The following is a 21,862-nucleotide window of genomic DNA, read 5'->3' as shown; positions in this document are numbered from 1 at the left end:
CTGCACTCAAATGGTACAGCTCCATAGTCGACGGGGCCTGGACCGCAGGCACATGGAATTAAATTCGTGGGGATCCCTCAGACTCTGACCCCATTATTTAACCCCATTATTTAGGTTAATCGCGCCAGCGCTTGGTTAGCTCGTCATAGGCGTCTATGCGGCGGTCGCGGAAGTAAGGCCAAATGCGCTTCACCTGTTCGGTACGTTCCATATCAAGCTCTACGGTTAGCGTGGTTTCACCTTCAGCTTCGGCTTTGGCCAAAATCTCACCTTGCGGGCCTGCTACAAAGCTTTGTCCCCAGAACTGAATACCTGGATCACCTTCAACAGGTGACGCTTCAAATCCAGTGCGGTTTGCCACGATAACCGGTACTGAGTTTGCCACAGCGTGAGAGCGCTGAATGGTTTCCCATGCACCATGCTGACGGGTACGTTCTTCTTCTGTGTCAGTTAAATCCCAGCCGATTGCGGTAGGGTAGAACAACAAGTCCGCACCTGCCATCGCCATTAGGCGCGCCGCTTCTGGATACCACTGGTCCCAACACACCAATACGCCAAGTTTACCTACGCTGGTTTCAATAGGCGTGAAGCCCATATCGCCCGGTGTGAAGTAAAACTTCTCGTAAAAGCCTGGGTCATCAGGAATATGCATTTTACGATATTTGCCCGCAATTTCTTTACTGCGGTCGAACACGACTGCGGTGTTGTGATACAAACCTGAACCGCGCTTTTCAAATAAAGATGTCACCAACACGATATTGTGTTTTTCGGCTAGTTCACCAAAAAATTCTGTCGCAGGTCCAGGAATTGGTTCAGCCAAATCAAAGGCGTCAGTATCTTCTTGCTGGCAAAAATACAGGGTGCTGTGTAGTTCTTGAAGCAAAATACACTCGCATCCTTCAGCGGCTAATTTGGCAATTTGCTCGGCACTTTTATTCCAGTTCGTTGCTTTATCGTTATCGGCAACGGCCTGTTGTACCAGACCCACTTTTAGCTTAGCTGGGCGCATGTAATGACACTCCTTTCTTTAAGGTGGTGATAATCGAATCTTTTAATGTATTTGTGGGAACCTGCATGGAAATGCAATGCAAGCTGCCGTATTGTCTTACGAGTACACTGCAATCGATTGGTTCAACAATATGATTGGGATGTGCTCTTTGTACAGTCTCAATGGCTTCTGCGTCTTCCTCTTCACCGTAAACAGGCAATAATATTGCGTTGTTACAAATTAAGTAATTTGCGTACGATGCCGGCAGGCGATCCCCTTCGTCATTTACAATATTAGGCAGCGGCAGATGAAACTGTTCATGCTCAGGCAGCTCAAGGGCGCACTCGTCGCACAACGCTTTCAACCCTTCAAAGTGACTGTCATTAGGACGGTTGTTACACGCCTGGATAACTAGGCCTTTGTTCGGCGTGAAACGCACTAATGTGTCGATGTGACCGTCAGTATCATCGCCTTCTAAATGACCATGCTGCAAAATAGTAACTTTGCTGCAGCCTAGCATATCTTTAAATGCATCTTCGTAAGCGCTTAGCGACATATCACCATTACGCTCAGGGTTAAGTAAACACTGGGCAGTACTTAATAGGTGTCCGTCTTCATCAATTTCCAGCGCGCCACCTTCTGCCACAATTGGGCTGCTGCGAAGTACAGATTTACACATGCTGGCAAGGTAACGCTGATTCGCCAGATTATCTTCAGCGGCGTTAAACTTATTGCCCCAACCGTTAAAGCGAAATTCTACCGGCGAGCCATTGCCTTCACTGTCTTTACAGGTGATGAAGCCGTAGTCGCGCATCCATGTGTCGTTAAACGAGGCAGGAACAATAAGCACTCGAGCGTTCTCTGGTAAACGAGAATTAAGATCGTCTACGTCACTCGGCGCACATAATAAAATCACACCCGCATCGTTGCGGTTTACTGCAGCAATCACGTTCAGATACGTCGCTCTCGCGTCTTCTAACCATGGAGCCCAGTCGGTTTGCGCATGAGGCCACGCTAACATAACAGCATCAATGTTATGCCATTCAGGCGCCATAGTACGGTTGCCGTGCATAGTAAAATTCCAAATAGCTACGAAATAGGGTTCGGATTATAGCCATGCCTCAGCATGAGACCAAGGCAAATGGCGATGAAATTAATTGGCGGTGACGATTACTTTAAGCCATGAGGACAACTGAAATGACAGAAAAAAGGGGCAGTCTTTATTTTAAATGCCGCCCACCGTTGAGGTGAAGGGTTTGCCCTGTCACATAGTCACTATCAAATAAATAGTTCACGGCTTTCACGGCCTCTTGCGCCCCCGGTACTATCTCTAACAGTGATTTTTCTAACGCTTTTTGCTTATAAGCTTCGTCATCACCCTCATTGAACATAAGCAAAGCTGGGGCAATGCTATTTACTTTTACCTTTGGTGCTAGCTTCTTAGCAAATGATAGGGTCAGGTTGTGCAGGGCTGCCTTACTTGCCGCATAAGCCATGTGTTTCTCGCTGCCTGTTTCTTGAACGTAGTCAGTCATATGAATAATGTCAGATTGAACGTCGCAATCACAAAGAGCCTTTTCAAGTGCCAAGTTTATGCGGTAAGGGGCAACAGCATGGACCAACATCATTCGTTCAATCAAGCTATGCTTGTCATGGTTATCTTTTTCTTGCGCCCAATCTGACGCGTTGTGGATCACCGCTCGATAGGTTTTACTGATTGCCTTAATCTCATCAATTGCTCGATCAATAGCCGCCTCAGTGCTAAAATCCGCCTGTAAGACTGTAGCACCTTTATCCTCAAGCATTGAAATACTTGGACGAAGTGTTCGATAAGTCACGACAACGTGGTGGCCCTGGTCAAGTAAACTATTGGCCATAGCTAAGCCTAAACGTTGACTTGCGCCTGTAATTAACACAGGTGAATTCAAGATGATGTCCTTCTTTCGTAAAAGGTAACGGTTTTATTATTCTGTGCCAAATGCACAGTCGGTAGCAATGACATTAAATAAAAGTCATGTTGCCAAGTAATCGATCTGTAACGAACTCATGCTCGTACAAGATCAAAAAAGAAGTAACTACGGATAAAGTAATGTTAGCAAAAGAAGCGGTAATTGTGCGCGACGCACTAGACCCCTCTATTTCAGAGCCAGCACAACGTGTACGAGAAGCATTAGAAGCCAAAGGTTTAGAAACACCTATGGTGGCTAATGGTCTTACTGACGAGCAAAAGCGCAAACGAATTGAAAGTGCTATGCGTGACGTAATGGACACGCTTGGCCTTGATCTAACTGACGACAGTTTGTGTGATACGCCCACGCGAATCGCTAAAATGTATGTTAATGAAATCTTCGGTGGATTGGACTACCGCAAATTTCCTAAGATTACTGCCATTGAAAACAAGATGCAGATTGACCAGCCTGTACAGGTATCTGATATAAGCCTGACCAGCACCTGCGAACACCACTTTGTTACTATTGATGGCACGGCAACCGTATCTTATATTCCAAAAGACACAGTAATCGGCCTTTCAAAGATTAATCGCCTTGTGGGTTTCTTTGCTCAACGTCCACAGGTACAAGAGCGTTTAACTCAACAAGTGTTAGTTGCGTTGCAGACGTTGACCAATACTGAAGACGTAGCGGTGAGCATTAACGCCACGCACTATTGCGTTAAGGCGAGAGGGATCCGTGATACTAATTCATATACGAAAACGTCTGCGCTCGGCGGCCGTTTCCTTACTGATAATGAATTGAAACGAGAGTTCTTTCGGTAGTTAATGGTTGTTTGTTTCGGAACTTTATTCAAGAACTTTAAAAGCCGCTCATGAAGCGGCTTTTTGTTTGCTAACATTTTGCTACGCTTTCCAATGCGCTTTATTTGATAACAAGCTCTGCATCCAGTGAATCGACAATCAAATTGATACGGCCACCAATACCATCGGCCGCCGTTAAACTGAGTACTTTATTGCAGCACCCACAAGATTCATGCTGTTCGTGATACATGTCGCGAACTGTTTCTAACTGGAAGTCATTTATTGCGCCGCAATACGGGCACATGTATTCCAAAGCACTATCACTTTGCATCGTTTTATCCGTTACCATGTTAAACATATCCATATGACATAAGTCGAATCCCGCTGTGTAATACTTCTGCGTGAAGCAAGAAACAAACCACACACAACAAGAAGAGTGCTACTTCCGCGTCAATCAGTTTGAGAGCCAGTCAAACACAGGCCAAGTTACCAAAGTTATGCGGAAGCTACGTGAACTATCTATTCACTATAAAAAGTATAGTGGGTATTTATTGGTGTGCCTGTGAAAAAATGACTTATTCGATAAGTCACTGGCAGTAAAGATAATTAATTTGGCGACTAAGCCGCGGATAACTTGCTAACCACTTTTCAAACAGCAATTAGCAAGATATGGCGAAAGCTCGAACTTTAATCAGCAAGAAGCCACATTTGTTGAAAAGGCTCAAGCAATAGTGGTGAAGCATTCATTTCGACAGTTTCATCAGTTAGCAAATCTCGGCCTGATGCGCCCTTTAGTGTTGCCAAAAGGCTACGCTGAATGGTCTGAGGGTGCTCACTGAAGTTACATATCACAAGCAGCTTGTGACCCTGTGTATTTTCCCGAAGAAAAGCAAAGCAATGATGGTTATCGGCATCTAAAATTTGGGTGCTAGACTGCCCGAAAATCGCATTCTGCTTTCTAATTGCTATCATTTTGCGCAATCCGTTAAACACGCGAAGGCTCGCAGTCTCTGTAGGGTTGGCAGGCGACGTGTTTCCTAGCGCTAATTCTGTATCTGCGCGGGTAACAGCAATTCGGTTTACCCATCTGTCGTCGTGCTTTTTGGTGTCATCAAATCGATAGCTGTAGTCATTAAGCTTGCCTACTTCATCACTAGAGTAAAGTAGCGGAATACCTCCAATGCTAAAGGTGATACCGTAAAGCAGCATCATTCGTTTCACAGCGTCATCAATGCCTTTTGAATCGTTGGATTTAAGCGCGCCTTCTAGCCCACACAAAGAGGCCAGTGAACCACATACACGACAATCGCCGTTAGAAGGGTTTTCAGCAAACGGCACGCCGTTGGCAAAACTTCCTTCAAAACGACCGGTATAAAATTGATTAAGAAAATGGCGGTGATCGAATGCGTTAATACCCAGTTCGTTGGCTACCGCGTCGTCGAAGGTCCATCCGATATCGTCGTGGCATCGCACGTAGTTCACCCATGTGCAGTTCTCAGAAATAGAGAAGCTCTTTTTCATTGAGCGCGTAAGCAAACGGGTTTTACGCGTGGCTAACGAGTTCCATAGCAGTGCCATTAGCAAAGGGTTGTAGGATAGCTGACACTCATCTTTGTCGATGTACTTAAGTACTTCGTCAGGGTGCACGATGGCTTCTGACTTAAAGACCACGGCAGGCGCTACAATTTGTAAGCAACAGTTGAACGCTTGTATAAGTACGTGGGCCTTTTCCTGATTTTCGCAGTTAGTACCAAGCTCTTTCCAAATAAAGGCCAACGCATCTAAACGCAGTGCAGCGCTACCTATATTGGCCAGAAACAACATTTCAGACGTGATAGCGTTAAACACCTCAGGGTTACTGTAGTTTAAATCCCATTGAAAGCTGTTAAATGTCGTCCATACCCATTTCTCTATCTGTTCATTAAAGGTAAAGCTACCTCTTCTTACCTGGGGAAATATTTCTCTTAAAGTATGTTCGTACTGATCGGGAATGGTTCTGTCATCGAAAAGGTAGTAGTAGTCTTGAAACTGCTTCTCACCTGCCAGTGCAGCTTTCGCCCAAGCGTGCTCGTCAGAGGTATGATTGAACACAAAGTCGAGAACAAGATTTATTCCCTCTTTCTGAAGTGCTGAAGCAAGCTTTTCCAGGTCTTTCACTGTGCCTAGCGTTGGATTAACCTTGCGATAATCCGACACAGCATATCCTCCATCGCTATCCCCTTTGGGCGCATCGTATAAAGGCATTAAGTGCACATAGGTAACGCCTAAAGACTTAAAGTAGGGAATTTTGTCATGCAAGTCATTCAGAGTGGGGCCCATCAGGTCAACATAACAGGCCATGCCGACTTGCTGTTCATCGCGATACCAAAGCGGGTTTTTTAACCTTTCATTATCAAGCTTTTTGAGGGCTGGTTTACGGCTTTTTAACCCGTCTCTTAATATTTCAACCAGTTTTTGTAAATGAAAGTAGCAGTCATACTGGTGCCCATAAACGTAGGTATATTTGTCAAAAAGACGAGGAAAATGTTCCTTCAAGCGACGCGTAAAAGTTGTTGCATCTTTCTTACTTAGACCAGATAAATCGGTTGATGCCAAGATTCGGTCTAAACATACACCACTGTCAGCAGCATAGCTCATAGAAAACTCCAAAGTGCGACGCTTAGGTGCGTCATACAACCTATCCTAATTAACAGGTTTACAGGCTTTTTAAATTCTGTTAACTTTTATCTTAAACGATTAAGCTCATTTATCAAGTTTATTACATCGTTATTTTTGACCTACTGAATGCGTGCAATGATCAACGTGTTTTTGTGAAGTTTAGAAGGGCTGAACAAGGCCTTTCATACCGTGCTTGTGAGACAGACTATGCCCAATCATGATCCTAGTAGCAGAATTATCAGATGGCTAACCTACCTAATGTTTATGATGTTTGCGATGACGTCAGACTCGGTAGGCGAGATAATCAAAGAAGTGAAAGTGGCGTTCTCTGTCACCAATGCTCAAGCAAGCTTAATGCATTCACTCCCCATGTTAGGTATTGCCTTATCGGGTCTATTCCTAGGTTTCTTGGCTGATAAGTTAGGCCGCAAGCCTACCATTATCATTGGTTTAGCGTTGTTTGGCCTTGCATGCTACAGCTTCTTAATTGCTAACGACTTTGTGTTGATTGTAAGTTTAATGAGCTTATCTGGCGTTGCCGTGGGCATCTTTAAAACAGGTGCGCTGGCGCTCATCGGTGATATTTCAACATCGACCAAGCAGCACACAGCAACTATGAATGGTGCAGAAGCCTTCTTTGGCGTTGGCGCAATTATCGGGCCTCTTATTGTCGCTTATCTTATCCATCAAGGCGTTGCATGGCAGTGGCTTTATGTAATCGCCGGTGGTGTTTGTACGCTACTTATAATCGGAGCTTTGCTGGTGAAATACCCCGCTTACACTCGCGATACAGCCTCAGGTGAAAAGAAAGTATCGATAGCGCAGAGCTTAAGTTTAGTGAAAAACCCCTATGCTTTAGGATTTTCAGTAGGCGCGTTTTTATATGTCGCCGCAGAAAGCGCCATTTATGTGTGGATGCCGAGTTATTTAGTGTGCGACGCGACTACGCTTAAAGCGACCTATGATTGTTATACTGAAGGCTTCTCTCAGACCCTTGCAATATACTCGGTAACGGCATTCTTTATCCTTCGTGCTGCAGGGCGTTTCGTAGGCATCTGGATGATGTCTCACTTCAACTGGGCATTGGTTCTTATGGTGTTCACTGGTGCTATTGTACTGTGTTTCGGTCTTGGTTTGTGGGGCGGAAAACAGCTTGCGTTGTTTCTATTCCCGCTAACGGGCATTTTTATGTCAGTAATTTATCCTACCTTTAACTCAAAAGGCATAAGCTGTTTCCCAAAACATCAACACGGAAGCGTAGCCGGAGTAATCTTGTTCTTCACCGCAGCAGGTGCGGCTGCAGGGCCTTTCATCATGGGCCTGGTGAGCGACGCCAACGGTGGCGACGCCAAGTATGGCTTTATGGTAGCCACGGGTTTTGCTGCCGTGCTCTTTGTTGGCTTGGTGTATAACTACATTAAGAACCCTACCAAAGAACGTTTAGCGGAAATTGAGGCAAGCGAATACGCCAACTAAATGCAATGCTCGCTCTTTATTCCTTAAAACCGTAACGTGCCGGGCTTGCTCTCGGCACTGGTTTTTCCTCACGTTGTTGTTTAAGCTTCGGTTATTCCTATCAGTTTCTAGTCTAATCACGTTCCATGGATGAGTTAAAACAAGCGCAAGCCCTCTACGACACTCTTGTAGAATTTGCAGTGACCTACAGTTTCCAAATTGTAGGCGCCATCATTATTTTTCTGCTTGGCTGGTGGGTGGCCAATAAAATAGGCCACATGGTTGAAAACCTGATGGTCAGCAGAAATATCGATATTACGCTGAGCCGCTTTACCGGCGGTGCCAGCAAGCTAGTGGTATTGGGTATCGTAATAATTATAGCATTAGGTAATGTGGGCATTAGCGTAACCCCACTTATAGCCGCCGTAGGTGCTGTAGGTTTAGGGGCAGGTTTAGCTATTCAAGGTATGTTGGCCAATTATGCCGCTGGCTTTACCATAATTATTACCCGTCCTTTCGTTGTTGGCGACACTATCCGCGTGCGTGGTGTTGCAGGGGTGGTCGATCAAGTCATGTTGCCCTATACCATTCTTATTGACGAAGACAATGTTCACATCCAAATACCCAACAAACTGATAGTCGGTGAAATCTTGCATAATTCTGCAGAGAACATGTTGATTGAACTTGAAATTGGCGTTGCCTATTCCAGTAAGGTCGATGAGGTAATCGATGTGATTCGCAAGGCTGTTGAAACAGTAGATGGAGTCAGCGAAGAAAAGTCACCCGCCATTGGTGTAGATAATTTTGGCGACAGCAGTATTAACTTTGGTATTCGGGTTTGGGCGCCAGCTGTAAGGCATTTCGAAGTGCGCTATGCACTAAACCAAGCCATTTTTAATGCCCTTCAGCAGCATGATATTGAAATACCATTCCCGCAGCGGGAAGTCAGGATGCTCGACCAATAAAAGTTTGTATCGCTATTGATAAAAATGCCGAATAAGAGCCCCCTTATTCGGCATTTTTCTATAACGGCTACGCGATTTTTAGATTTCGTATAGCTCTAGAGGTAAACCGTCAGGATCTTGGAAAAATGTAAAGCGTTTGCCGGTGTATTCATCGGTTCTCACTGGCTCGCATTCAACCCGCTTATTCGTTAGGTGGTTGATCATTTCATCAAGGTTGTCCACCTTGAACGCTAAGTGCCTAAGTCCTTGCGCTTCTGGGCGCGACGGTCTTTGCGGTGCCCCCGGAAACGAAAAAAGCTCAATCTGACTGCCATCAGGTAACGCGAGGTCACATTTGTAAGAGTCTCTGGCTTCACGGTAGTTTTCATCAATAATCGAGAAGCCCAACACGTCCGTGTAAAACGTCTTTGAGCGAGGGTAGTCACTACAAATGATAGCAACGTGGTGAAAGCCTTTCAGCATCTTAATTTCCTTAATATTTATGCTTACGGCATCTCTTGACCGCGAGCAGCCTCAAATAACTTGTACCAGTGCTCTCGACTTAAATGAACATCTTCAGCCTTTTGGCTTGCTTTAATTCTGTCAATATTGGTACTGCCCAAAACGGGCGCAATGTTGGCAGGATGTCGCATCAACCAGGCCAAAACAATCGCTTCAGGTGTAGTTTGATATTCACCTGCAAGTTGAGCCACTAAGTCTGCTGTTGCACGGTCATTACTATTTTCAACTTTTGCACCTGTGTATCTACCTTGTGCCAAGCTTCCCCATGCCTGAAGTTGCACGTTGTTCATCATGCAGTATTCAAGTGTACCGGGCGCATAACCTGTATCGCGATTAGCAGCACTGTTGGTAGTAATACCGTCTTCTAACCAGTCTCTAAAGCCAAGGCTCATTTCAAGTTGGTTGGCAATAATAGGTGTGGAAAGTGCAGACTGCAGGTAATTAATTTGGTGACCATGCATGTTTGAAACGCCAACATGCTTTATTTTACCTTGCTGCTGAAGCAGCTTCAGTGTACCGGCGACTTCGTCTAGCTCCATAAGTGGATCTGGACGATGCAGCAGCAGTATATCAAGCTGTTCTATTCCTAATCTAGAGAGAATGCCTTCAACCGACGTGTGAATGTGATTTGCTGAAAAGTCGTAACGCTTTGGTCCTAAATCATCCTCAAATCGTATTGCACATTTAGATTGGATAATCATTTTGTCTTTTAATTCGGGCGCTTGCTTGAGCGCTTCACCAAAAACCGTTTCGGCTTTGCCGAACGTATAAATATCAGCATGATCAAACACATTAATATCTAAACTCAGCACAGTATCAATGATGCTTCTTGCTTGGCTTATATCGGCTTTGGTTGCCGGTTTGTCGTTCCAACCGCCACCTAAGCCCATGCATCCATATATTAAGCGGCTTGCGTGTGGAAAGTGTGCATTCATGTCATTTTCTCCCTGTTTGAGAATATCGAGTGGGCAGGGCCTGTATTAGCTCAAGGCTTGTTTTAAAAGCACTGTAATATGGTCCAAGCGATAAGAAAAGTCTGATTAGGCGAGCGTATTTTTACTGTCGACCGTTAGCCTAGCTTGAAGGTTTATGGTGTTGCAGCACCGATAAAGATCATTTTTGCGATGTAGGCGTGTATTTAAATTAATCAGTGGGCTTTTTAAAAAGCTGAGTTCAAGGAAAAGAGGGCATATGTTTAAGCAGTTAGTTTCAATGATTATGGCGGGTATGGTGTGTGTGGGCTTGTCTGGCTGTACTGGCGTACCTGACAAGGTAGTGCCGGTTGAAGGCTTTGAGCTTCCTCGTTATTTAGGGAAGTGGTATGAAATAGCGCGCTTTGACCATAGCTTCGAAGAAGGATTAAGCGAAGTTACGGCAACCTATAGCATGCGCGATGACGGAGGGGTCAAGGTAATTAATCGCGGTTTTTCAGTAGAAGAAAATGGATGGGATGAAGCCGAGGGCAAAGCGTATTTTGTAGAGTCTGAAACGACAGGGCATCTGAAAGTATCGTTCTTTGGCCCATTTTACGCCAGCTATGTAATTATGGAGCTAGATAAAGAAGGTTATCAATATGCTTTGATAACAGGCCCAGATAAAGACTACCTTTGGATTTTAGCGCGAACACCTTCTATTTCAGATGAAGTTCGCACCCGTTTACTAGAAAAAGCGACATCGGCTGGGTACGACGTTAGCAAGCTTATTTGGGTAGAGCACGGCGAAGAGAATTCATAGCCACTTTCGAGCGAGTTGTTCTGCGCGCAAAATGGGAATTGTGCTATTATTGCGCGCATCTTCCCCTCTGTTTGAATAAGTACTAAGAGAGACAAGGCATGCAAACGCTCACCATTACTACGCCAGACGATTGGCACCTTCACTTTCGCGATAACGAAATGCTAGCTGAAACAGTGCCTGCAACCGCACGTTGTTTCCAGCGCGCTATTGTTATGCCAAACCTTGTACCACCGGTGGTTAATGCTGAAATGGCCATGGCGTACAAAGGGCGAATTGAAGCTGCGCGACCTAAAGGTAGTAGCTTTGAGCCATTAATGACCTTATTCCTTACTAATCAAACTACACCTCAAGACATTATCGATGCAAAACAAGCGGGCGTAACTGCGTGTAAGCTATATCCTGCAGGGGCCACTACTAACTCAGATGCGGCTGTAAAAGGCATTCAGGCTTTATACCCCGTATTCCAAGCCATGCAAGAGCAAGGTTTGCTATTGTTGATACACGGTGAAGTGACAGAGCATCACATTGATATTTTTGACCGTGAGAAAGTATTTATTGATACCCATTTAGGGCCTATCGTTGACGCATTCCCTAAGCTGAAAGTGGTGTTTGAGCATATTACGACAGCAGATGCCGCAAGCTTCGTAGCGGGCGCCAGCGAATTTGTTGGAGCCACCATTACCCCTCAGCACTTATTGTTAAACCGCAACGATTTACTGGTTGGCGGCGTACGCCCTCATAACTATTGCTTGCCAGTGCTAAAACGCAACACGCATCAGAAAGCGTTGCGCGATATGGTGGCAAGCGGCAACAAAAAATTCTTCCTAGGTACCGACTCGGCACCTCATGCAAAACATAAAAAAGAAAATGCTTGCGGCTGCGCGGGTTGTTATAGCGCATGGTCTGCAATTGAGCTTTATGCCGAAGTGTTCGAGCAGCTAGGCGCAATAGATAAGCTTGAAGGATTTGCTAGCCATTACGGTGCAGATTTTTATGGTTTACCACGAAATACGACTACAATGACATTAGTGAAAGAGTCGTGGACGGTGCCAGAACAAGTAACCCTAGCTGATGGCACCGATATGGTTCCATTTTATGCGGGGCAAACGTTGCAGTGGAAATTAGAAAAGGCATTTCAAGCGTAGTTTTTGTTGTTATTGTCTGTTTATGTGCCCTGTGGAGTTCATCCACTTGGGCACAAGCATTCTCTTACTCTCACGCCCCCGATTTACCAAGTACCCTTTCTCCCTCTGAGAAGCAGAGTATTCAATCTTACTCACTCACAGTGTTTAAAAATGCCTTATCAAAAAATGGCATTGATTTAACGCCTGCTACTAACACTTTATCGAATAGTGCCGACGTCCTTATCAATTTGATCAGAGATGAAAATAACGAAGATAGTTATTATTGGATCACGCCGCTATTTGCCTTTGAATGTGGAAATAATGTTCGTTGTACGCCTAATGCGGGCAGTCAGGCAACGACAATAGCAGTGAGCTATATCGCACTGAGCAAAAGTGAAGGTTCTGCCGATATTGCAGAGCGGATGAGCGAGCTGATTGCTCAATACAAAGGTTCAGACGACTTCACATTGCTTGCTAGCGCAATGCGGGATGAACTGAAAGCATCTTTCCCGGCCACAATACTTACTTTTGGAACACTAAGCTTAGCAGGTGAGCTGCATGCTAATACCGACAATCTTTGGGTCATCGCCGACATTGTGCCACTTTTTTCAGAGGTGGGAGAGCGAGGAAAGCTTAAAGGCATTGCTGCAGACTTGGTCAGAGACATATTAGATGAGATGACGCTCAAGCAGAGTATCCTTTCCGCGCCATGGGAACGTATTGCAAAGGAAGCAATGACCAAGTCTAACGTATTGGTATTCTCAGTAATTCGCACGCATGAAAGAGAAAGCGTGTTTCACTGGGTAACGCCGGTATCAAGAAACCTTCATGGACTGTACGGCATTGATAAGCCCTATTTTGAATCCTTTGCCAACGTACCAAAGAACTTCAGGGTTGGTACCTTATTGGAAGACTACCGCTATAATGTTGCGATAGAGAATGGCTTCAAAGTAAAAGCCTATGATTCGTGGCAGGCATTAGTGGACGCACTGATCAACAACGAAATTGATACTATTTTCGGTTCTCAGGGGGCAATTGACTTTGGATGTAACCCAAAACAATTTAAATGTGAGACAATAACCCTATCGAGTAAGTACGACATTTCAACGGCCTACCTAGCACTGTCGAAGAAAGACACCTGTGTTTTGGTTTTAGAGAAGCTCAAGTTAGCGGCGGCCGGTGTGAAAATGAGTGACAAGTTTAATGAGCAGCTTTCTTCCTGGAGTGACATGGTGTCCCAAGAATACGGCATAGCTCATCATACCGAACATGGTGTAGTGCACCTTTGGAACCCAAATTAATGACAGTTGAAACAGTTAAGCATTTAGATATAAACCCTGCCATCACCAAGGCGCTAGACTCACAAGGCATTTACCAACTTTCCCCTATACAGGCACAATCGCTCCCTGAGGCGTTGCAGGGGAAAGATGTGATAGGCCAAGCGCAGACGGGCAGCGGCAAGACTCTGTGCTTTGTAATTCCTGCCTTGCAGCACGTAGAAGTGAATGATTTTACCACGCAGGCTATCATACTTTGTCCTACCCGAGAGCTTGCTGATCAAGTGGCTCAGCAGTGCCGTTCGGCGGCTAAGAACATCGGTAATATTAAAGTGACCACGTTATGTGGTGGCCAGCCTATGGGGCCGCAGATTCAGTCACTGAAACATAGCCCTCACATCATTGTGGGCACGCCGGGTCGCGTAATGGACCATGTGGAAAAGCGTCGAATTGACCTAAGTAACGTAAAGTTGCGTGTCCTCGATGAAGCCGATCGCATGTTAGATATGGGCTTTGAAGACGATTTACGCATTATTTTCGGTCAAACGCCAAAACAAGTGCAAACCCTATTGTTTTCTGCAACCTTTACGGAACAAATTGAGCGTGTAGCCAAGCAGTACCTGCACAACCCGGTAACCTGTAAAGTTGAGTCTCAAGACAGTAAACCCGCTATCACCCAATTGGGCTACAACGTGCTCCCGCACACACGCACTCAGGCGCTTAAAGCGGTACTTACCCACTACCAACCTAAAAATGCCATTGTATTTTGTAACCGCAAGGTTCAGGTAAATGAAGTGGTTGAGGAGCTTATCGAAGATGGCTTTAGCGCAGCTGGACTTCAGGGGGACTTGGAACAGCATCAACGCACATCGGTGCTAATGCAGTTCGCCAGCGATGCGCTACAAGTACTTGTTGCCACCGATGTAGCTGCGCGAGGGCTGGATATTGATGATGTTGCCTGCGTAATTAATTACACGGTAAGTGAAGAGCCGGAAACCCATATTCACCGCATTGGTCGCACGGCGCGAGCAGGCGCACAGGGCATGGCGGTCACGCTAGTCAGCGATGACGAAGAGCACTTTTTGCGAAAAATAGAAGTATTGCAAGAAAGCGATATTCCACTTAAAGGCGCACAAAGCCTGCGTTTTCATAAAAACAAAATTACTCAGCCTGAATTTACCTGTATTTCACTAAGCGCGGGTAAAAAAGAAAAGCTTCGCCCAGGCGATCTGGTGGGTGCACTTACCAAAGATGCGGGCATTCCTGGCGATGACTTGGGCAAAATTAAAGTGCAAAACAGCATGAGTTTTGTCGCAGTGAAAACGCGAAGCGTGAAAAAAGCCATGGCGCACTTTAGAGAAGGTAAGATCAAAGGAAAGCGTATTAGAGCCCGAAAACTTTAATAAGAGCTTCAATAAATAAGTATTGACGTTATACAAAGGAAGGTTGAGTGTGGTCGCTGAAACTGACTTGGGCGTGTTACTGAAAAATCTGAATCCTGTGGCGAGTAGTGAAGATTACGTTTTCACTAACTTGCCTGCTGATAGCTTAACTAGTACGTTAATTTCAGTAGCTAAGGGTATGTTTCAGGAACGCGAGGGCACCACCCTTATTCTTCCGGTTGTTGCAGCCGAGAAAGCTAACTTGCCATTTGAAGGTTATTACTGCTGTATAACCTGTGAAGTACATTCTAGTTTGGAAGCGGTAGGCATGACTGCAGCTATGTCCACCGCGCTGGGTAAGGCAGGAATTAGCGCCAACGTGGTGGCCGCTTATTATCACGACCATATTTTTGTGCCAGCTGAAAAAGCCGACTTGGCGATAGACGTTTTAACTTCGCTGTCTAACTAGGCCTGACCCTTTTCTTCCTGCCTGTTCTCTTTTCTCAAAAAACCATCAACCAGCCCCATGGTTAAGCAATATTGGGCACCATAGTAAGTTGTCATTACCCAAAAGGTAGACAGTGGAAGCGGGGTTTTGAAAACCGACTGGGCGAGAATGGAATCTGATATCACAAAAAGTAACGCACCGGTTACGATCAGCTTGGTTTGAGCCAACCACACTGCGGTTAAACCCATCAGTGTGATTACGCTAATATAGGCGACTACAGGGTAAAACAAGGCTTTCGACGCTGGCAGAATGTGCACTGCCATCATTACGGCAAAGCTAACCATAATAATACTAATTAACCACTTTGGTTTGCGCGAAATGATATGGTCGCCGGGCGTTTCTTGTAGGCGGCGATGCAGCAACGCAAAACACATAGCATACGTTAAATGGGCAACAAAAAAGCACGCCAAGCCGGTAATAAAACTATCAGCAAAGGGCAAGGCCAGACTAACATCTCCGGCAAGACTAAAAAGTAACGCCGTCAACACCATGTATCGCGGCATGGCGCTAAGTTTTGTATAGGCGAAAACTGCCAGTACCACAATAGGCAGGGCTTTGGGTAAGAATTGCGCCACGTAGGGGGTAAGCGGCAGCGTCGCCAGGTAAATCAACGCTAAGCTGCTAAAGACAATAGTTGTTCTTACATTCATATTTAGCCTTTTTGAAATTGCTCAGTCATACACTTCAACACGACAAAAAAAGCCCCAGTTTGGTGAAGCAAACATGGGGCTTTAGCTATTGTATTTTAAGTACGCTACTTTCTATGTACTGTGTTTAGAGTACGCGAATTACCAAATTTTCACGCGTTCTTCTGGTGGTAAATACAACGCATCTTCTTCGGTCACGTTAAACGCTTCGTAGAATTCAGGTACGTTGCGAACAGCACCGTTAGTGCGGAACTTCGTAGGTGAATGGGTATCGGTTTGTACTTGGCTGCGCAACGCTTCTTCGCGATATTTGCTTGCCCAAACCTGGCCGTAACCAATGAATACACGCTGATCGCCAGTGAAACCGTCTAGTTCAGGCGCTTTTTCACCATCAAGAGACAGGTGGTAAGCTTTAAGTGCGATGCTGATGCCGCCAAGGTCGCCGATGTTTTCACCTAGGGTATATTCACCGTTCACGTGCAAGTCAGGCAGAACCTCAAACTGGTTATACTGTTCAATCAAGTTTGCAGTGCGTGCTTCAAACTCGCCGCGATCTTCGTCAGTCCACCAGTTTCGCAGAACGCCGTCACCGTCAAAGGTTGACCCTGAATCATCAAAGCCATGGCCAATTTCGTGACCAATTACCGCACCAATACCACCGTAGTTAACCGCATCTTCGGCGTTCATGTCAAAGAACGGAGGTTGAAGGATAGCCGCAGGGAATACAATTTCGTTTAGCGGAGGGTTGTAGTAAGCATTAACAGTTTGTGGTGTCATGCCCCATTCATGGGTCCACACTGGGCCGCCTTGTTTCTTAAGCATTTCTTCGTACAGCACGTCCGAAGAACGCTTTAGGTTTCCAAACAGGTCACTGGCATTAACTGTCAGCGCTGAATAGTCTCTCCACTGGTCTGGGTAACCAATTTTCACGGTAAACTTAGACAGCTTGTCCAGTGCTTGTGCACGAGTTTCATCTGTCATCCAATCAAGATTTTCGATACTTTCTTTGTAAGCTAACAACAGGTTATTAACCATTTCCATCATGCGATCTTTCGCTTCAGGCGGGAAGTGCTGTTTCACATAAACCTTACCGATTAGCTCGCCTACATGGGCATTTGAAAGGCTTACTGCACGACGCCATTGTGGCTGTTGCTCTTCAACACCGCGAAGCACTTTGCTGTAAAAATTGAAGTTTGCTTCATCAAGCTCGGCATTTAAGCGACTGGCTGAAGCATTTAACAAGCCCCACTTAAGGAACGTTTTCCAATCTTCCAGTGAGGTATCTGCAATAACGCCATCAATGTTTTGCATGTAGTCTTTTTGCAGGATGCCTAGCGAAGGAATGTCGCTAATGTCTGCTTCAGTAAGATAAGCGTCCCAGTCGAACTTAGGCATCAACGCTTTAAGTTCTTCAATTGTCAGTTTGTTATAGTTGGCAGCAAAGTTACGGGCCTGCTCTTTTTTCATATGTAGCTGAGCAATTTTAGTCTCAAGTGCGAACAGCATATCCGCACTTTCTTTAGGCGCGTCGAAACCCGCCAGCTCAAACATGGTTTGAATATGTTTAACGTAGGCATCGCGAATGGTTTGTGATGTTTCGTCGTCCTTGAAGTAGTACTCGCGCTCAGGAAGGCCTAAGCCCGACTGCCACGTGTACATCAAATATTCTTTTGGCGACTTAAGGTCAGGGTATTGAGTTAGGCTGAACGGCGTACCGTAGCCATAGCGAGCTGCATAAGCGAAATACTCAGCAAGATCGGTGTAGTCTTCAATGGCATCAATCTTAGTTAACTCAGGCTTTAGCGGCGTCGTACCAAGTTCGTTGCGGGTTTCCATGTCCATATAGGCACGGTAAAAATCACCGACTTTTTGCTCGTCGCTGCCCGCTTTAAAGTCGCCTTCGGCAGACGATTTTATAATATCCATAACGTGATCTTGTGCTTCATCGCGAAGGATCACGAAAGAACCGTAGCTCGATTTATCTGCCGGTATTTCAAAATTATCAAACCACTTGCCGTTTACGTAGCGGAAAAAGTCATCACCTGGGTCAACAGACAGATCCATATTTTCTTTAATGACACCTGAAGAAAGCTGTTGCTGAGCTTCTTCGGTAGCCGCGCTCTGTGTCTGTTGTTCTGTGGATGAATTTTGTGGGCTACAAGCCGTGAGGGCCAGTGCCACGCTTAAGCTTAAAACGCTACGTAACATGTCGAGTTTTCCTTTTCATTTTATTGGGCGACATTTGGGCTTGTCGCTTATTGTTTTTAGTGCGTTGCGAAACCTGTGCATCCCTTCGAAAGAATGGTGTGGCGTATTGCGTGCACGCTTTTTACTAATTTTTAGCATGGCGGGGGGGATAGAAAAAGTGTTTATAGTGAAAATACACAGCTTGTAACAACTTGTAGGGCTAATTTCGCTATAGTGTTTTTTTCACACACTACAACATTCAAGGAACGGCGATGGACTTACACAATACCCCTTTCGATAGCGTATCACCCTGTGAGTACGCCGATGCGCTGCCAAGAGAGCAGTTCATGCACTATGCGATAAAACCATTGTGGGAAGGCATGCCACGCATTGCGGGTCCAGCATTTACCGTTAAGTGTGAGCCGGGAGACCATCTTATGCTGCATGCGGCGATATATCGCGCAAGCCCCGGTGACATTATTGTTGTGGAAGCCGATGATGAATTCGCTGTTGCGGGCGGTAACGTCTGCGCGATAGCCCAGTCTCGCGGCATTAAAGGCTTCGTGATTGATGGTGTTATACGCGATCTTGCTGAAACCCGTGACAACAAATTCCCGGTATTTGCCAGGGGCGTTATACCCAAGCCAGGAGCCAAAAAGTGTATAGCCCCGTTAAATGAGCCGATTACCTGTGCTGGTGTAACGGTTCACGCCGGAGATATCATTGTTGCAGACGAAGAGGGCATTGCAGCAATTCCAAGAGATGAGGCGCTAGCAGCCTATGACATTGCCCAAAAGCGAGCCCAGAAAGATGGCTCCATGTCACTTGAACAGTGGCAGGCTGAGCACGCTGAAAAAGTGGAAAGCATACTGGCTAAATTGGGCTTTGCAGAGTGAAGGTTTGCAGATAACTCGCCATGCTTCGACTGGTTTTTGATAAGCGCTTTACTAAACCCTTCACTAAGCTTTTCATTAGGCAATAAGCTTTGCCAAATATTAACCAATGTTAAATGAGCTTTGCGGTAAAAAGGCGCCGCAAAGTTCAACACACTTTCAGTTATCGTGTAGAATTGTGACCTAAGCATTTTGGGGCATACGTAAACGTGCTCTGTCACTGAATAACTAACGAGTTCTACATGTTTTCATTTTTTGAAAAGCTGACCCAGCCTTTCCCTGACACGCCGCCTACCCAACCGCCAACAGGTATCGTTGCATTTTGTAAATACTACACAAAAGGCATGTGGGGCGTAATCCTTACTGTTTCCGTGCTAAGTGCCATTGTTGCCATGTTAGAAGTGGCGTTGTTTGGCTTTTTAGGGCAGTTAGTTGACTGGTTCTCTGATCAAAACCGAGCCACGTTTTTAGCGGACCAAAAATTTACCCTCATTGGCATGGGTTTAACCGTTCTCGTTTTTATTCCATTGTTTATCTTGTTGCGCTCGCTATTTTCTCGTCAGTCCTTGATGGGGAATTATCCCATGCGCATTAGATGGCAGGCTCACCGCTATTTGCTTGGCCAAAGTTTAACCTTCTTCCACGATGAGTTTGCCGGCCGTGTTGCTACCAAGGTGATGCAGACAGCGCTATCGGTACGAGAAACCGTGACCAAGGTTCTCGATTTGCTGGTGTACATCAGTGTTTATTTTATCTCTATGGTAGTGCTTATTTTCAGCACTGACTGGCGCTTAGCCATGCCGCTTATCGTGTGGTTTTTTGTGTATATCGGTATCTTGAAGGTGCTGGTACCAAAACTAAAAGAAGTGTCGCAAAAGCAAGCCGACGCGCGCTCATTAATGACTGGGCGTATTGTCGATAGCTATACCAATATCACAACGGTGAAGCTGTTTTCACACAGTCGCCGCGAAGCGGATTACGCAAAAGAAAGTATGGATGGTTTTCTTAAGACGGTTTACCCGCAAATGCGTTTGGTTACCGTGTTGGAATTCTGCGTGGAAATGGCTAACGCCATTCTTATTTTCACCATTGGTGCGCTATCTGTGTATTTGTGGATGGAAAACATCGCGAGCCCGGGCGATATCGCCATTGCTATTAGTTTGTGTTTGCGACTAAACGGTATGTCGCACTGGGTTATGTGGGAAGTATCAGGTTTGTTCGAAAACTTAGGCACGGTGCAGGATGGCATGAATACACTAGCGCAGCCTATTGCAGTAAAAGACAAGCCAAAAGCCGATGCGTTAAAGGTAAATGGCGGCGGGATTAATTTCGATAATGTGCATTTTTCTTATTCAGGTGCAGACAACAAACCTATTGATGTGTTCACTAACTTGGATTTAGCCATTAAGCCCGGAGAAAAAGTGGGCTTAGTGGGGCGTTCTGGCGCGGGTAAATCGACACTGGTTAATTTGCTCATGCGTTTTTACGATACCCAGAGTGGTCGTATTGTTATTGACGGCCAAGATATTACTGAAGTAGGCCAAGAAACCCTTCGCGCCAAAATCAGCATGGTGACACAAGATACTTCACTGATGCACCGCTCCGTACGCGACAACATCCTTTATGGTCGAACCGACGCGACAGAAGAAGATATGATCCGTGCAGCCAAACAGGCCGAAGCGCACGACTTTATTCTTACGCTTACCGATAGTCACGGTAGAACAGGGTACGACGCTCACGTGGGTGAACGAGGCGTGAAGCTTTCAGGCGGTCAGCGCCAGCGCATTGCTATTGCGCGAGTGTTACTGAAAGACGCGCCTGTATTAGTGCTGGACGAAGCCACATCAGCGCTAGATTCAGAAGTTGAAGCAGCTATTCAAGCGTGTCTGGATAAAGTGATGGAAGGCAAAACCGTGCTGGCTATTGCGCATCGACTGTCGACCATTGCGCAAATGGACAGGTTACTTGTTCTGGATAAGGGCAATATTGTAGAGCAGGGAACCCATACCGAGCTTATTGCGCACAATGGCATATATGCCAAGCTTTGGGCGCACCAAACGGGCGGATTTATAGGCGTTGAATAGGCAAGGCGCGAATTAGCGTTCAATCGCAGATGGGATGGATAAACCGCTTGTATCTTGAAAGTGGTTAAGTATAATACGCGTCCCTCCCTTGCGATACCGCACTTTCCTTAGAAAAGACGCACAACTCACAAGGGCAGTGTAAGTAAATTTTGTCTTATCGACACCACAGGGGTGTAGTTCGAATTGGTAGAACAGCGGTCTCCAAAACCGATGGTTGGGGGTTCGAGTCCCTCCACCCCTGCCAAATTTACTTAAACTAAGAATTTTTAAGTTGCGCATTTTTTAGATGCGTAAAACAACGACGCTGTAGTGCTAGGATCGTAACATGAGCGAAAAGACGGAAAATCAGTCCAATGCATTGGACATGTTTAAATGGGTAGTGGTTTTTGCACTACTTGCCGGTTTAGTAACCGCTAATACAATGTACGGTGAGATCTCGGTACTATACCGTGCCATCGCAATTGTTGTAGTTGTTGGTATAGCTGGTTTCATCGCGGCAACTACCGAAAAAGGTAGCACCTTCTTGAGCTTCGCTAAAGAGTCTCGCACAGAAGTTCGCAAGGTTGTGTGGCCAACTCGCCAAGAGGCGAACCAAACTACACTTATCGTGCTTGCAGCGACGTTAATTATGGCACTAATTTTATGGGGACTAGACGGCATCATCGTTCGTGTAGTTGGCTTTATTACAGGAATAGGAGCATAACCGT

Annotated in this window: 20 protein-coding genes and 1 tRNA gene; 12 read left to right on the top strand and 9 right to left on the bottom strand. The window is 45.6% G+C overall.

The genetic code is table 11. The features are described 5' to 3' along the window. Positions 1–115 precede the first annotated feature (115 nt). From MHN09_RS15810 to folM, 3 genes are all read right to left on the bottom strand, one after another. Positions 116–1,009, bottom strand: a complete 894-nt coding sequence (locus tag MHN09_RS15810) for a carbon-nitrogen hydrolase (protein WP_039229281.1) — start codon at positions 1,007–1,009, stop codon at positions 116–118. Next, complete coding sequence (locus MHN09_RS15805) at positions 996–2,060, bottom strand: agmatine deiminase family protein (RefSeq protein WP_014977636.1); 1,065 nt, start codon at positions 2,058–2,060, stop codon at positions 996–998. The genes MHN09_RS15810 and MHN09_RS15805 overlap by 14 nt, the downstream gene beginning before the upstream one ends. A gap of 148 nt (positions 2,061–2,208) precedes the next feature. Further along, positions 2,209–2,916 carry a dihydromonapterin reductase gene (gene folM / locus MHN09_RS15800; RefSeq protein WP_014977635.1) on the bottom strand — a complete coding sequence of 236 codons (708 nt, stop codon included), beginning with the start codon at positions 2,914–2,916 and terminating at the stop codon, positions 2,209–2,211. Positions 2,917–3,077: 161 nt separating this feature from the next. Here folM and folE point away from each other — a divergent pair, with 161 nt between their 5' ends. Then, complete coding sequence (gene folE / locus MHN09_RS15795) at positions 3,078–3,761, top strand: GTP cyclohydrolase I FolE (RefSeq protein WP_014951061.1); 684 nt, start codon at positions 3,078–3,080, stop codon at positions 3,759–3,761. Between the two features lie 100 nt (positions 3,762–3,861). Here the strand turns inward: folE and MHN09_RS15790 are convergent, their stop codons facing one another. Both MHN09_RS15790 and MHN09_RS15785 read right to left on the bottom strand, forming a co-directional pair. Next, positions 3,862–4,104 (bottom strand): hypothetical protein, encoded by a 243-nt coding sequence (locus MHN09_RS15790; RefSeq protein WP_014951060.1) that lies wholly within the window; start codon positions 4,102–4,104, stop codon positions 3,862–3,864. A gap of 323 nt (positions 4,105–4,427) precedes the next feature. Further along, positions 4,428–6,377, bottom strand: a complete 1,950-nt coding sequence (locus tag MHN09_RS15785) for an alpha-amylase family glycosyl hydrolase (protein WP_239241386.1) — start codon at positions 6,375–6,377, stop codon at positions 4,428–4,430. Positions 6,378–6,656: 279 nt separating this feature from the next. On the opposite strand from MHN09_RS15785, the gene MHN09_RS15780 reads away from it, so the two are divergent. Both MHN09_RS15780 and MHN09_RS15775 read left to right on the top strand, forming a co-directional pair. Continuing rightward, positions 6,657–7,874: an MFS transporter gene (locus tag MHN09_RS15780; protein WP_014980533.1), complete on the top strand. Its 1,218-nt coding sequence runs from the start codon at positions 6,657–6,659 to the stop codon at positions 7,872–7,874. Positions 7,875–7,999: 125 nt separating this feature from the next. Further along, complete coding sequence (locus tag MHN09_RS15775) at positions 8,000–8,818, top strand: mechanosensitive ion channel domain-containing protein (RefSeq protein WP_014977631.1); 819 nt, start codon at positions 8,000–8,002, stop codon at positions 8,816–8,818. 78 nt (positions 8,819–8,896) lie between these two features. Here the strand turns inward: MHN09_RS15775 and MHN09_RS15770 are convergent, their stop codons facing one another. Both MHN09_RS15770 and MHN09_RS15765 read right to left on the bottom strand, forming a co-directional pair. Next, positions 8,897–9,280 carry a VOC family protein gene (locus MHN09_RS15770; RefSeq protein ID WP_014951056.1) on the bottom strand — a complete coding sequence of 128 codons (384 nt, stop codon included), beginning with the start codon at positions 9,278–9,280 and terminating at the stop codon, positions 8,897–8,899. A 23-nt stretch (positions 9,281–9,303) separates the two neighbouring features. After that, positions 9,304–10,254 (bottom strand): aldo/keto reductase, encoded by a 951-nt coding sequence (locus MHN09_RS15765; RefSeq protein ID WP_052247451.1) that lies wholly within the window; start codon positions 10,252–10,254, stop codon positions 9,304–9,306. 256 nt (positions 10,255–10,510) lie between these two features. On the opposite strand from MHN09_RS15765, the gene MHN09_RS15760 reads away from it, so the two are divergent. From MHN09_RS15760 to MHN09_RS15740, 5 genes are all read left to right on the top strand, one after another. Continuing rightward, on the top strand, positions 10,511–11,053 hold the full coding sequence (locus tag MHN09_RS15760; protein ID WP_239241385.1) for a lipocalin family protein: 543 nt from the start codon (positions 10,511–10,513) through the stop codon (positions 11,051–11,053). 98 nt (positions 11,054–11,151) lie between these two features. After that, positions 11,152–12,198: a dihydroorotase gene (gene pyrC / locus MHN09_RS15755; RefSeq protein ID WP_014951053.1), complete on the top strand. Its 1,047-nt coding sequence runs from the start codon at positions 11,152–11,154 to the stop codon at positions 12,196–12,198. Further along, positions 12,168–13,478, top strand: coding sequence for a transporter substrate-binding domain-containing protein (locus MHN09_RS15750; RefSeq protein ID WP_239241384.1), 1,311 nt, complete (start codon positions 12,168–12,170; stop codon positions 13,476–13,478). The genes pyrC and MHN09_RS15750 overlap by 31 nt, the downstream gene beginning before the upstream one ends. Next, positions 13,478–14,857, top strand: a complete 1,380-nt coding sequence (dbpA, locus tag MHN09_RS15745) for an ATP-dependent RNA helicase DbpA (RefSeq protein ID WP_014951051.1) — start codon at positions 13,478–13,480, stop codon at positions 14,855–14,857. The genes MHN09_RS15750 and dbpA overlap by 1 nt, the downstream gene beginning before the upstream one ends. Before the next feature lie 49 nt (positions 14,858–14,906). Beyond that, positions 14,907–15,305, top strand: a complete 399-nt coding sequence (locus MHN09_RS15740) for an ACT domain-containing protein (RefSeq protein ID WP_239241383.1) — start codon at positions 14,907–14,909, stop codon at positions 15,303–15,305. Here MHN09_RS15740 and MHN09_RS15735 read toward each other — a convergent pair. Together MHN09_RS15735 and MHN09_RS15730 are read right to left on the bottom strand one after the other, a co-directional pair. After that, positions 15,302–15,994, bottom strand: coding sequence for a lysoplasmalogenase (locus MHN09_RS15735; RefSeq protein WP_239241381.1), 693 nt, complete (start codon positions 15,992–15,994; stop codon positions 15,302–15,304). The two genes, MHN09_RS15740 and MHN09_RS15735, sit on opposite strands and share 4 nt — an antisense overlap. Before the next feature lie 138 nt (positions 15,995–16,132). After that, a complete protein-coding gene (locus MHN09_RS15730; RefSeq protein ID WP_061486710.1) occupies positions 16,133–18,199 on the bottom strand; it encodes a M13 family metallopeptidase in 2,067 nt (688 codons plus the stop codon). 251 nt (positions 18,200–18,450) lie between these two features. On the opposite strand from MHN09_RS15730, the gene MHN09_RS15725 reads away from it, so the two are divergent. The 4 genes from MHN09_RS15725 (at position 18,451) to secE (ending at position 21,858) form a co-directional block, all read left to right on the top strand. After that, entirely contained in the window at positions 18,451–19,074 is a 624-nt protein-coding gene (locus tag MHN09_RS15725; protein WP_187446906.1) for an RraA family protein, read from the top strand. 239 nt (positions 19,075–19,313) lie between these two features. Continuing rightward, a complete protein-coding gene (locus MHN09_RS15720; RefSeq protein ID WP_014980522.1) occupies positions 19,314–21,155 on the top strand; it encodes an ABC transporter ATP-binding protein in 1,842 nt (613 codons plus the stop codon). 167 nt (positions 21,156–21,322) lie between these two features. Next, positions 21,323–21,399: transfer RNA gene (locus MHN09_RS15715), tRNA-Trp, on the top strand. A gap of 81 nt (positions 21,400–21,480) precedes the next feature. Then, positions 21,481–21,858, top strand: coding sequence for a preprotein translocase subunit SecE (gene secE / locus MHN09_RS15710; protein WP_014951045.1), 378 nt, complete (start codon positions 21,481–21,483; stop codon positions 21,856–21,858). Positions 21,859–21,862 lie beyond the last annotated feature (4 nt).

Source organism: Alteromonas sp. MmMcT2-5 (assembly GCF_022348315.1).
GTDB classification, from domain to species: domain Bacteria; phylum Pseudomonadota; class Gammaproteobacteria; order Enterobacterales; family Alteromonadaceae; genus Alteromonas; species Alteromonas macleodii.
The sequence above is the reverse complement of the archived record's forward strand: the minus strand, read 5'-3'. Positions and strand labels throughout refer to the sequence as shown.

Bases quoted from the DNA above. Each gene is read 5' to 3' on its own strand.
- MHN09_RS15735 (WP_239241381.1), bottom strand. From the start codon at position 15,994: ATGAATGTAAGAACAACTATTGTCTTTAGCAGCTTAGCGTTGATTTAC.
- secE (WP_014951045.1), top strand. From the start codon at position 21,481: ATGAGCGAAAAGACGGAAAATCAGTCCAATGCATTGGACATGTTTAAA.
- folE (WP_014951061.1), top strand. From the start codon at position 3,078: ATGTTAGCAAAAGAAGCGGTAATTGTGCGCGACGCACTAGACCCCTCT.
- pyrC (WP_014951053.1), top strand. From the start codon at position 11,152: ATGCAAACGCTCACCATTACTACGCCAGACGATTGGCACCTTCACTTT.
- MHN09_RS15790 (WP_014951060.1), bottom strand. From the start codon at position 4,104: ATGGATATGTTTAACATGGTAACGGATAAAACGATGCAAAGTGATAGT.
- MHN09_RS15775 (WP_014977631.1), top strand. From the start codon at position 8,000: ATGGATGAGTTAAAACAAGCGCAAGCCCTCTACGACACTCTTGTAGAA.
- MHN09_RS15720 (WP_014980522.1), top strand. From the start codon at position 19,314: ATGTTTTCATTTTTTGAAAAGCTGACCCAGCCTTTCCCTGACACGCCG.
- MHN09_RS15760 (WP_239241385.1), top strand. From the start codon at position 10,511: ATGTTTAAGCAGTTAGTTTCAATGATTATGGCGGGTATGGTGTGTGTG.
- MHN09_RS15765 (WP_052247451.1), bottom strand. From the start codon at position 10,254: ATGAATGCACACTTTCCACACGCAAGCCGCTTAATATATGGATGCATG.
- MHN09_RS15780 (WP_014980533.1), top strand. From the start codon at position 6,657: ATGTTTATGATGTTTGCGATGACGTCAGACTCGGTAGGCGAGATAATC.
- MHN09_RS15770 (WP_014951056.1), bottom strand. From the start codon at position 9,280: ATGCTGAAAGGCTTTCACCACGTTGCTATCATTTGTAGTGACTACCCT.
- MHN09_RS15730 (WP_061486710.1), bottom strand. From the start codon at position 18,199: ATGTTACGTAGCGTTTTAAGCTTAAGCGTGGCACTGGCCCTCACGGCT.
- MHN09_RS15805 (WP_014977636.1), bottom strand. From the start codon at position 2,060: ATGCACGGCAACCGTACTATGGCGCCTGAATGGCATAACATTGATGCT.
- MHN09_RS15810 (WP_039229281.1), bottom strand. From the start codon at position 1,009: ATGCGCCCAGCTAAGCTAAAAGTGGGTCTGGTACAACAGGCCGTTGCC.
- MHN09_RS15785 (WP_239241386.1), bottom strand. From the start codon at position 6,377: ATGAGCTATGCTGCTGACAGTGGTGTATGTTTAGACCGAATCTTGGCA.
- MHN09_RS15725 (WP_187446906.1), top strand. From the start codon at position 18,451: ATGGACTTACACAATACCCCTTTCGATAGCGTATCACCCTGTGAGTAC.
- dbpA (WP_014951051.1), top strand. From the start codon at position 13,478: ATGACAGTTGAAACAGTTAAGCATTTAGATATAAACCCTGCCATCACC.